This window comes from Microbacterium sp. (assembly GCF_039812165.1).
Taxonomy (GTDB): Bacteria; Actinomycetota; Actinomycetes; order Actinomycetales; family Microbacteriaceae; genus Microbacterium.
The window spans coordinates 1-10912 of sequence record NZ_JBDIAB010000090.1; the positions used below are offsets into that span (position 1 = coordinate 1).

General features: G+C 72.3%; 10 protein-coding genes and 1 pseudogene. 9 read left to right on the forward strand and 2 right to left on the reverse strand.

Translation table 11 applies throughout. From position 1 onward, the window contains the following. The 3 genes and pseudogenes from WML84_RS08690 to WML84_RS08700 form a co-directional block, all read left to right on the forward strand. A pseudogene (locus WML84_RS08690) lies at nt 1-390 on the forward strand (DNA polymerase III subunit gamma and tau); the annotation flags it as partial. Between the two features lie 3 nt (nt 391-393). Continuing rightward, nucleotides 394-987 carry a recombination mediator RecR gene (gene recR / locus WML84_RS08695; RefSeq protein WP_347345749.1) on the forward strand — a complete coding sequence of 198 codons (594 nt, stop codon included), beginning with the start codon at nt 394-396 and terminating at the stop codon, nt 985-987. After that, nucleotides 984-1880: a DMT family transporter gene (locus WML84_RS08700; protein WP_347345757.1), complete on the forward strand. Its 897-nt coding sequence runs from the start codon at nt 984-986 to the stop codon at nt 1878-1880. Before recR ends, WML84_RS08700 begins: the two co-directional genes overlap by 4 nt. On the opposite strand, the gene WML84_RS08705 is transcribed toward WML84_RS08700, so the two are convergent. Beyond that, complete coding sequence (locus WML84_RS08705; RefSeq protein ID WP_347345750.1) at nt 1877-2605, reverse strand: DUF1345 domain-containing protein; 729 nt, start codon at nt 2603-2605, stop codon at nt 1877-1879. The genes WML84_RS08700 and WML84_RS08705 overlap by 4 nt on opposite strands. Beyond that, nucleotides 2575-3063 carry a hypothetical protein gene (locus tag WML84_RS08710; protein WP_347345751.1) on the reverse strand — a complete coding sequence of 163 codons (489 nt, stop codon included), beginning with the start codon at nt 3061-3063 and terminating at the stop codon, nt 2575-2577. The genes WML84_RS08705 and WML84_RS08710 overlap by 31 nt, the downstream gene beginning before the upstream one ends. A gap of 135 nt (nt 3064-3198) precedes the next feature. Here WML84_RS08710 and WML84_RS08715 point away from each other — a divergent pair, with 135 nt between their 5' ends. The 6 genes from WML84_RS08715 to WML84_RS08740 all read left to right on the forward strand — a co-directional run bounded on the left by WML84_RS08715 (nt 3199) and on the right by WML84_RS08740 (nt 10850). Continuing rightward, entirely contained in the window at nt 3199-4485 is a 1287-nt protein-coding gene (locus WML84_RS08715) for an aspartate kinase (RefSeq protein ID WP_347345752.1), read from the forward strand. 268 nt (nt 4486-4753) lie between these two features. After that, nucleotides 4754-5824, forward strand: coding sequence for an aspartate-semialdehyde dehydrogenase (locus WML84_RS08720; protein ID WP_347345753.1), 1071 nt, complete (start codon nt 4754-4756; stop codon nt 5822-5824). A 203-nt stretch (nt 5825-6027) separates the two neighbouring features. Then, the gene (locus WML84_RS08725) at nt 6028-7491 is read left to right on the forward strand and encodes a malate:quinone oxidoreductase (protein WP_347345758.1); all 1464 of its coding nucleotides are present in this window, start codon (nt 6028-6030) and stop codon (nt 7489-7491) included. A gap of 89 nt (nt 7492-7580) precedes the next feature. Beyond that, a complete protein-coding gene (locus WML84_RS08730; protein ID WP_347345754.1) occupies nt 7581-8234 on the forward strand; it encodes a thymidine kinase in 654 nt (217 codons plus the stop codon). A 22-nt stretch (nt 8235-8256) separates the two neighbouring features. After that, a complete protein-coding gene (locus tag WML84_RS08735) occupies nt 8257-9519 on the forward strand; it encodes an amidohydrolase (protein WP_347345755.1) in 1263 nt (420 codons plus the stop codon). A 71-nt stretch (nt 9520-9590) separates the two neighbouring features. Next, nucleotides 9591-10850, forward strand: a complete 1260-nt coding sequence (locus tag WML84_RS08740) for an alpha-hydroxy acid oxidase (protein WP_347345756.1) — start codon at nt 9591-9593, stop codon at nt 10848-10850. Nucleotides 10851-10912 lie beyond the last annotated feature (62 nt).

The following is a 10912-nucleotide window of genomic DNA, read 5'->3' on the forward strand; positions in this document are numbered from 1 at the left end:
GGCGCGACGCGCCCCTCCGCGAGCGCGGCGCCGTCGTCGGCCGCGACGCCGCCGCCGGCCGACGACGCCGCGCCGGTCGCGCAGCTCGCCGTCGACGACGAGCCGGAGGACGCGGCATCCGCCCCCGCCCGCACCATCGTGCTGGAGCGCGAGGGCGAGGTGATCGCCGACACCGAGCCCGCCGCCGACGCGGCGGAGGACGAGGTCGACGAGTTCGTCCCGCCGGTCGACGCCGACGCCCCGGTGCCGCCGCGCGTGCCCGTGGTCTCCGAGCGCGCGGCGCTGCGCGCGCCCGGCATGCAGCGGTACGGCGAGGCGGTCGTGCGGCAGCTGCTCGGGGCGACGTTCGTGCGCGAGGAGCCGTACACTCCGCCGACGAGGTTCGGCTAGGCCATGTACGACGGCATCGTCCAGGACCTCATCGACGAGTTCGGCCGCCTGCCCGGCATCGGGCCGAAGTCGGCGCAGCGCATCACCTTCCACATCCTGCAGACCCCGTCGTTCGACGTGTCGCGGCTCGCGCAGCTGCTCGGCGAGCTGCGCGAGCGCGTGCGCTTCTGCGAGCGGTGCGGCAACGTCTCCGAGCAGGAGCTGTGCGCGATCTGCCGCGACCCGCGCCGCGACGAGAGTCTCATCTGCGTCGTCGAGGACGCCAAGGACGTCGCGGCGATCGAGCGCACGCGCGAGTTCCGCGGCCTGTACCACGTGCTCGGCGGCGCGATCAGCCCCATCGCCGGCGTGGGCCCCGACGACCTGCGGATCGCGCAGCTCATGCGGCGGCTCGCCGACGGCACCGTGCAGGAGGTGATCCTCGCGACGAACCCCAACCTCGAGGGCGAGGCCACGGCGACCTACCTGTCGAGGCTCCTGCACACCCTCGAGATCCGGGTGACACGCCTCGCGTCGGGCCTGCCGGTGGGCGGCGACCTCGAATACGCCGACGAGGTGACCCTCGGGCGCGCGTTCGAGGGCAGGCGGGCGCTCTGAACGCCGCGTCCTCGCCGGTCGGCGCGCGCGGCTGGTGGCTCTTCGCCGCGATGGCGCTCCTGTGGGGCGTGCCCTACCTGTTCATCAAAGAGGCGGTCGACTCCTACTCGCCGGCCGCCGTCGTGGCCGGCCGCACGCTGATCGGCGCGCTCGTGCTGCTGCCCGTCGCGATCCACCGCGGCGTGCTGCGCCCGGCGCTGAAGGCGTGGCCGTGGGTGCTGGCATTCGGGGCGATCGAGATGGCGGGCCCCTTCGTGCTGCTCAGCCACGCCGAGCAGACGCTGCCCTCGGGCCTGACCGGCCTCCTCGTGTCGACCGTCCCGCTGTTCGCCGCGATCATCGCCTTCGCCGGCGGCGAGCGCGCCGCGCTGGGCCGCGCCCGCGTCATCGGACTCGCGGTCGGCTTCGCGGGAGTGGCCGTCATCGTCGCGGGCCCGGGTCTGGCCGTCGGCGAGGGCGCGGTCGTGGCGGTCGGCGAGGTGCTGCTGACCGCGGTCTGCTACGCGATCGCCCCGTTCATCGTGGCGACGAAGCTCCGCGAGGTGCCCGCGCTCGGCTCCATCACGCTGTCGCTCGCGGCCGTCGGGCTGGCCTACCTGCCGATCGCGCTGCTGTCGCCGCACGGCGTCCCCACGGTGCGCAGCACCGTGTCGCTCGTGCTCCTCGGCGTCCTGTGCACCGCGGTCGCGTTCGTCGCCTTCTTCGCGCTCATCGCCGAGGTGGGTCCCGCCCGCGCGCCCCTGTTCACGTACGTCAACCCGATCGTCGCGATCCTGCTCGGCGTCGCGATCCTCGGCGAGGATCTCAGCGTCGGGCTCCTCCTCGGCTTCCCGCTCGTGCTGTTCGGCTGCTGGCTGGCCGCCACCGGCGGCGTCCGCCGCGCGCCGGTCTAGCGACCCAGGAACAGCACCGTCAGCAGCAGCGCGATCACGATCGTGTTGAACGCGAACGAGACCAGCGTGTGGCCCGTGACGATGGACCGCGCCGTGGAGTCCGTCACCGACACGTCGGACGTCCCGAACGTCGACTGCACCTGCACGGCGAGGTAGACGTAGTCCATGAACACGCGCGGCGTCTGATCGGGGAAGGCGAAGGCCCCGGTGAGCTGGTCGAACCGGGCGTAGTGCACCGCGTAGGCCATCACCGTCACGATCCAGGTCGTCGCGACCACGACGACGCACAGGACCATCGTCACGGAGTCGCTCAGCAGCCCCGGCCAGACCAGGAAGACCAGCACGGCGGCGGTCGCCAGCACCGACCACTGCATCGCCACCGCCGGGCCCGTGCCCGACAGCGTCGCACCCCAGCGGGCGAGCCGGGTGCGCGGTCGCGTCGCCTCCAGCCACACCCGCAGCTGCGCGGGACTCGCCGGCTTCAGCACCGCCCACGTGAGACTGACGTAGAACACCGACGACACCGCCGTGACGATCAGCAGCTCCTGGACGGCCAGTTGGGAGACCGGCGGGGCGGCCGCCGCGACGAGCTGGGCGACCAGCAGGACGAGGCCCGCGACGACGCCCGCCGACAGTGCGAGAGCGAGCCGGGCGACGTCGTAGGCGAGTCGTGGTGCGACCGGTGACGAGGTGCTCAGCGGAGCACCTCCACCAGCACCACCCACGACACGATCAGCGCCGACACGATCGCGACGAGGCATCCCACCGCCGTCAGCACGAGACTCGACGGGTGCGCCAGCACGAGGCTGACACCGGCCACGAGGTAGGCGACGAGCGGCACGAAGCCGGGGATCGACTTCGCGACGCGGGCGTGCTGCAACGGGTCGGCGTCGGTGTAGACCACGCGCGTGGCGTGCAGCTGGAACGGCGCGGCGGCAACGGTCGAGACGATGATCGTCAGGCCGTACCAGAATCCGTCGATGCCGGGGATCAGCCCGGTCGCCGACGCCACGAGCGCGAGCACGAGCGTCGCGATCGCCGCGGCGAGACGGGCCGTCAGCGTGCCGGCCTTCACGATCTTGTCGATGTTGACGCTCGCGGCCACGATCACCAGACCGGCGAGCGCGGCAGTCGCCCCCGCCATCGCGACGTTGAAGTCATGCCAGGCCTCGACTTGTTCCATGCCCGGATGGTATCCCTCCGCACGCGGCCGCGCACCGGGCTCGTGGCCGACGCATGGCCGGCGCGGCATCTACGCGTACGTAAGATGGTGCGTTGGGCGCGGCATCCCGAGCGCCCTCTGCAGGGAGTCTCCACAGTGGCGCTGATCGTTCAGAAGTACGGCGGTTCGTCCGTCGCCGATGCCGAGAGCATCAAGCGGGTCGCCAAGCGCATCGTCGACACGCGCCGGGCCGGCCACGACGTCGTCGTCGCCGTCAGCGCGATGGGCGACACGACCGACGAGCTGCTCGACCTGGCCGCGCAGGTCTCGCCGATCCCGGCGCCGCGCGAGCTCGACATGCTCCTCTCCAGCGGCGAGCGCATCTCGATGGCGCTCCTGGCCATGGCGATCCACTCGATGGGCTTCGAGGCCCGCTCGTTCACCGGCAGCCAGGCGGGCATGATCACGGATGCCACGCACGGCGCCGCGCGCATCGTCGACGTCACGCCGATCCGGCTGAAGGAGGCCCTCGACGAGGGCGCCATCGTCATCGTCGCCGGCTTCCAGGGGTTCAACCGCGACACGCGCGACATCACCACGCTCGGCCGCGGCGGCTCCGACACCACCGCCGTCGCGCTCGCCGCGGCGCTCGAGGCCGACGTGTGCGAGATCTACAGCGACGTCGACGGCATCTACACCGCCGACCCGCGCGTCGTGCCCCGCGCGCGTCGTCTGGACGTGGTCTCGGCCGAGGAGATGCTCGAGCTCGCCGCCAACGGTGCGAAGGTGCTGTACATCCGCGCGGTGGAGTACGCCCGTCGTCACGGGGTCATGATCAACGCCCGATCTGTCTTCAGCTCGGGACCGGGAACGTTCGTGCTCGGCGCCGGCATGACGCCGCCCGACCGCCGAAAGGGAGAGCAGATGGAAGAGCCGATCGTCGCGGGCGTGGCCACCGACCTCAGCCAGGCCAAGGTCACCATCATCGGGGTGCCCGACGTGCCCGGCAAGGCCGCCGAGATCTTCAAGATCGTCGCGAAGTCCGGTGCGAACGTCGACATGATCGTGCAGAACGTGTCGGCCGCCGCCACCGGGCGCACCGACATCTCCTTCACCCTCCCCAAGGCGGATGCCGCGGCGGCGCTGCGCGCGCTGTCGGGGGAGCAGGCCGAGGTCGGGTTCGAGAGCCTCGTGCACGACGACCAGATCGGCAAGCTCTCGGTCGTGGGCGCCGGCATGCGCACGCACTCGGGCGTCTCGGCCACGCTGTTCGAGGCGCTGTCGACCGCCGGCGTGAACCTCGAGATGATCTCCACGTCCGAGATCCGCATCTCGGTCGTCGTCCGCGGCGACGAGCTGGCCGAGGCCGCGCGCGTCGTGCACGCCGCCTACGGGCTCGACGGCGACACCGAGGCCGTCGTCTACGCCGGCACCGGCCGCTGACCGCGGCGCCGGCATCCGCCGCCCGGGGCCCCGGTCGGCGCGTTCTGTCGCGGCGGAAGCCGTGGGCGACCATTCGCGTCGAGTGACGGATGCCGGGAGGCATTCGCTCGGCGCGTTCTGTCGTGCCGCGAGCGGCGGGCGACCGGATGCGTCAGGCGAACGCGCAGCGCGCGGCTCGCTGGCCGGGCGTGCCGGCATCCGCCGGTAGAATCGGGGGATGCCGCGACTCCGCGGCATCCCCGCGCAGAAGCACACAAGAGGTACTCGCATGACCACGATCTCCGATTCCGGACTCTCCGTCGCCGTCGTCGGCGCCACCGGCCAGGTCGGGACGGTCATGCGCGAGATCCTCGCCGAGCGCTCCTTCCCGATCCGCGAGCTGCGGCTGTTCGCCACGAGCCGCTCGGCGGGCACGGCCGTCGAGTTCGGCGGCCAGACCGTGGTCATCGAGGACGTCGCGACCGCCGACCCGGCCGGCATCGACATCGCGCTGTTCAGCGCCGGTGCGACCGGCTCGCGCGCCCACGCCCCGCGGTTCGCCGAGGCCGGCGCGGTCGTCATCGACAACTCCAGCGCCTGGCGCATGGACCCCGAGGTGCCGCTCGTGGTGAGCGAGGTCAACCCCGAGGCCATCGACGACCTCCCCAAGGGCATCATCGCGAACCCGAACTGCACCACGATGGCCGCGATGCCGGTGCTGAGGCCCCTCGACGCCGAGGCGGGCCTCGAGCGCCTCATCGTGAGCACCTATCAGGCCGTCTCCGGCTCCGGCATCGCCGGCGCCCAGGAGCTCCTCGGCCAGGTCGAGGGCGTGCTCGCGCAGGGCGACACGCTGCGGCTCGTGCACGACGGCTCCGCGGTGGACTTCCCGCAGCCCGAGAAGTACATCGCCCCCATCGCGTTCGACGTCATCCCGTTCGCCGGCGGCCTCGTCGACGACGGCCAGAACGAGACCGACGAGGAGAAGAAGCTCCGCAACGAGAGCCGCAAGATCCTCGGCCTCCCCGACCTCCGCGTCGCCGGCACGTGCGTGCGGGTGCCCGTGTTCACGGGCCACTCGCTGTCGATCCACGCCGAGTTCGCGCGCGAGCTCACGCCCGAGCGCGCCCGCGAGGTGCTCGCCGCCGCGCCCGGCGTCGTGCTCGAGGAGGTGCCGACGCCGCTGCAGGCCGCCGGCAACGACCCCTCCTACGTGGGACGGATCCGCGCCGACCAGTCCGCGCCCGAGGGCAAGGGGCTCGTGCTGTTCATCAGCAACGACAACCTCCGCAAGGGCGCGGCGCTGAACGCCGTGCAGATCGCCGAGCTCGTCGCCGAGCGCCTCCGCGCGCGCGTCTGACCCGGCATCCGCCCGCGCCGCCTCGACCGCGAGAGTGCACTGGTGCACCGAGACCGCGTGCTGAGCATGCGCTTTCGGTGCACGGTTGCACTCTCGCGGGTGGGGGCGGGGCGGAGAGCAGGCGGGGCGACGGATGCCGGCGGTCGGGCGAGGCGGGCCGGCCGAGGCCGCCGACCGGCCTAGACTGGGTGATCGTGACCGAGATGTACGATGCCGTGCTCATCGGCGGCGGAATCATGAGCGCTACCCTGGGGACCCTGCTCAAGGAGCTCGAGCCCGACTGGCGGATCGCGGTCTTCGAACGGCTGTCCGACGTCGCGCTGGAGAGCTCCAACGCATGGAACAACGCCGGGACCGGCCACGCCGCCCTCTGCGAGCTCAACTACATGCCCGAGGCGCCCGACGGCACGGTCGATCCCGCCAAGGCCATCTCGATCAACGAGCAGTTCCAGCAGAGCCGCCAGCTGTGGGCCTCGCTCGTGGAGCGCGGCATCCTCGACGAGCCGTCCACGTTCATCAACGCCACGCCCCACATGACGTTCGTGCAGGGGGAGAAGAACGTCGCCTACCTCAAGAAGCGCTACGAGGCGCTGAAGGACCAGCCGCTGTTCGCCGGCATCCAGTACAGCGAGGACTCGCGCGTCATCCACCAGTGGGCGCCGCTCCTCATGAAGCGGCGCCGCAAGGGCGAGCCGTTCGCCGCCACGCGCGTGCCCGCGGGCACCGACGTCGACTTCGGGGCGCTCACGCACCAGCTGTTCGCCCACCTGCGGGAGCAGGGCGTCGACGTGTTCACGAACGAGGAGGTGCGCTCCCTCAAGCGCCGCGGCGACGGCACGTGGCGGATCGGATGCCGTCGCACGATCGGACGCTCCCCGAGCGAGGTCGATGCGCGCTTCGTGTTCGTGGGCGCCGGCGGCTGGGCGATCAAGCTGCTGCAGCGCTCCGGCATCCCGGAGGTCTCGGGCTACGGCGTCTTCCCGATCGGCGGCCAGTGGCTGAAGACCTCCAAGCCCGAGATCGTCGCGCAGCACAAGGCGAAGGTGTACTCGCAGGCCTCGGTCGGCGCGCCGCCGATGTCGGTGCCCCACCTCGACACGCGTGTCGTCGACGGACAGGCGTCGCTGCTGTTCGGCCCGTTCGCGACGTTCAGTCCCAAGTTCCTCAAGAACGGGTCGGTGTTCGACATCGTCGCACAGGTGCGGCCGGGGAACCTCTGGCCCATGCTCAAGGTCGCGATCGACAACCCGGGCCTCATCAAGTACCTCGTCGGCGAGCTGATGAAGAACCACGCGCAGAAGGTCGACAGCCTGCGCGGCTTCATGCCCACGGCCCGCGACGAGGACTGGGAGCTGCTCAACGCCGGCCAGCGCGCGCAGGTGATGAAGAAGGACCCGAAGAAGGGCGGCGTGCTGCAGTTCGGCACCGAGGTCGTGACCTCGGCCGACGGCTCGATCGCCGGGCTCCTCGGGGCGTCGCCCGGGGCGTCGACCGCCGCCTCCATCATGCTGGGCCTGCTGAAGACGTGCTTCCCCGACCGCATGGCCGGGTGGGAGCCGAAGCTCACCGAGCTCATCCCGAGCTACGGCGAGACGCTCAACCCGCGTCCCCGCGCCGCGCGCGCGCTCGTGGCCGAGACGGCGCGCGCGCTCGACATCGACGTCTGACGCGACGCCGGGTCCGGAGGGCGTCCGGATCGGGATGCCGGAGCTCGGACGCGTCCGAACCCCGATCGCCGGTTCCGTAGAATCGGCGGGTGGCCAAGCTGTACTTCCGCTACGGGGCGATGAACTCCGGCAAGTCGACGTCGCTGCTGCAGGCCGCGTACAACTACGAGGAGCGCGGCCAGCACGTGCTCCTGGCCAAGCCCGCGATCGACACCAAGGGCGCCGAGCGGATCTCCAGCCGGCTCGGGGTGGCCCGCGACGCGGACTTCCTGATCGGCCCCGACGACGACGTGCGCGCGCTGTTCGCCGAGCATCGCGAACGGGTGCGCCGGCGGGCGGAGGACGCCCTGATCCCCGAGTCGGCGGCCACCGGCGCGCGGCCCGACGTGGCGTGCCTGCTGATCGACGAGGCGCAGTTCCTCAGCTCCGCGCAGGTGGACGACCTGCTGCGGATCGTCGTGGCCGACGGCATCCCGGTGCTCGCCTACGGCATCCGCACCGACTTCCGCACGCACGCGTTCCCCGGCTCCGCGCGTCTCCTGGAGGTCGCGCACAGCCTGGAGGAGCTGAAGACGATCTGCCGATGCGGGCGCAAAGCGCTGTTCAACGCGCGGCTCGTCGGCGGCCGCTTCGTGTTCGACGGGGACCAGGTCGCGATCGACGAGCTGAGCGCCGACCGCGTGACGTACGAGTCGATGTGCGCGGAGTGCTACCTGCGCGAGTCCGGCGGACGCCTGGGCTGACGGAATGGATCGAGAGGCACGAATGAGCGAGGTCATCGCCGCGCTGCAGGAGCTCGCCGGCCGCTGGGAGGCCGGGCTCGAGCGCGAGCTGCCCGCCGCCGTGCGGCTGCGGCAGGAGGTGCACGCGCATCCCCGCGTGGGCGGCGCCGAGCACGACACGGCCGCGCGGATCGCGTCGGCGATGAGCGGATGCCTCGACCTCGAGCCCGTCGCCGACACCGGCCTGATCGGCCGGCTGGGGCCCGCCGGGAGCGCCATCGCCGTGCGCGCCGAGCTGGACGCCCTCCCGGTGGTCGAGGCATCCGGAGCGTCGTTCGCCTCGACGAACGGGGCCATGCACGCGTGCGGGCACGACCTGCACCTCGCCGCCCTCGTCGCGCTCACGCGCGCCGCCGAGGGCCTGGAGCTGCCGTTCGCGCTCGTGCCCGTGTTCCAGCCCCGCGAGGAGAGCCAGCCGTGCGGCGCGCGCGACATCGTGCGCGCCGGCGTGCTCGAGCGGTTCGGCATCGCGCACATGATCGGCGCCCACGTGCACCCGGGCGTGCAGACCGGGGCGGTCGCCTCGGGCGGCGGTTTCGTCAACGCCGCCGCCGACGAGCTCGACATCCGTCTCTTCGGGCGCGGCGGGCACGGTGCGTATCCGCATCTCGCCGCCGACCCGATCGCCGCGATCGCGCAGATCGCCCTGGCACTGCCCGAGGTCGTCCGCCGGGCGGTGTCGCCCCTGCACCCGGCGCTGATCAGCGTGGGCTCGCTCGTGGCCGGGGCCGGGGCGGCCAACGTCCTGCCCGCGTACGCGCACCTGCGCGCCACGATGCGCACGACCGACCCGGAGGACCGCGACCGGCTGGAGCACGCCGTGCACGAGGCCGCCGAGCACATCGCCGCCGCCTTCGGCGTCCGCGCCGAGGTGACCCTCGTGGAGGGGGAGCCCGCGCTCGTCAACGACGTCGAGCTCGCTGACCGCACCGAGGAATGGCTCACCCGCATCGGCGTGCACCACACCGAGCCGATGCGCTCGCTCGGCGCGGACGACTTCGCCTACTACCTCGAGGTGGTGCCGTCGATCATGCTGTTCGTCGGCGTCGAGACGCCCGGCGCCCATCCGGAGCCGGCGCTGCACGACGCGCGGTTCCTGCCGGCCGACGAGCACGTGGGCACCGTGGCGCGCGCGTTCCTCGCCGGCTACCTCGCCGCCGCGGAAGGACTGCTGCGCGCCGATGGGACGGCCGCCGCGGAGAGCCATGCCGTGGCGGGCATGCCCGGGATGCCGCCGGCCCGCTAGCGCATCGTCGGGACGAGCCGACGCCCACGGCCGGTTCGGGTGCGTGTTCGCGCCGGTACTAGGGTGAGGGCATGGTGACCCGGCAGCTGCCCCAGATCCCCGAGCTCCTCGAGCTCCTGCAGTTCCAACGGCCCGACCTGAACGCGAGGCGCCGGCGGCTCGGCGCCGCGCTCTCGATCGGCGACCTCCGGGCGATCGCGAAGCGGCGCACGCCGAAGGCGGCGTTCGACTACACCGACGGTGCGGCCGAGGGCGAGATCTCGCTCGCGCGGGCGCGCCAGGCCTTCGAGGACATCGAGTTCCATCCCGACGTGCTGCGTCCGGCCGACCACGTCGACACCTCGGTCGAGATCCTCGGCGGGCGGAGCGCCCTGCCGTTCGGCATCGCGCCGACCGGGTTCACGCGGCTGATGCAGACCGAGGGCGAGGTCGCCGGGGCGGGCGCGGCCGGTGCGGCCGGCATCCCGTTCACGCTCTCGACGCTCGGGACGACCTCGATCGAGGACGTCAAGGCCGCCAACCCCCACGGGCGCAACTGGTTCCAGCTGTACGTCATGCGCGAGCGCGAGATCTCGTACGGCCTGGTGAAGCGGGCGGCGGATGCCGGCTTCGACACGCTCATGTTCACCGTCGACACCCCGGTCGCCGGAGCCCGCCTGCGCGACAAGCGCAACGGCTTCTCCATCCCGCCGGCGCTGACCGTCGCGACGATCCTCAACGCGATCCCGCGGCCGTGGTGGTGGTTCGACTTCCTCACGACGCCCAAGCTGGAGTTCGCGTCGCTCTCGTCGACCGGCGGCACGGTGGGCGAGCTCCTCAACGCCGCGATGGACCCGACGATCTCGTACGAGGACCTCGCCGTCATCCGCGACCTGTGGCCGGGCAGCCTCGTCGTCAAGGGCGTGCAGAACGTCGCCGACTCGCGCCGTCTCATCGACCTCGGGGTGGACGGCATCGTGCTGTCCAACCACGGCGGACGTCAGCTCGACCGCGCGCCGGTGCCGTTCCACCTGCTGCCGCACGTCGTGCGCGAGGTCGGCCGCGATGCCACGGTCATGATCGACACCGGCATCATGAACGGCGCCGACATCGTGGCGTCGATGGCGCTCGGCGCCAAGTTCGCCCTGATCGGTCGCGCCTACCTGTACGGGCTCATGGCCGGCGGCCGCGCCGGCGTCGACCGCACGATCGCGATCCTGCGCGACGAGATCGAACGGACCATGAAGCTCCTCGGCGTCTCGTCGATCGCCGAGCTGGAGCCGCGTCACGTGACGCAGCTGCAGCGGCTCGTGCCGGTCTCGACGGCCGCGTCGGAGTCCGTCGCCCGCTGACCCGCTCACGGGTCACTGCCGTCCGCGTCCGGTCACTGCGCTCGCGTCCGGTCACTGCGCTC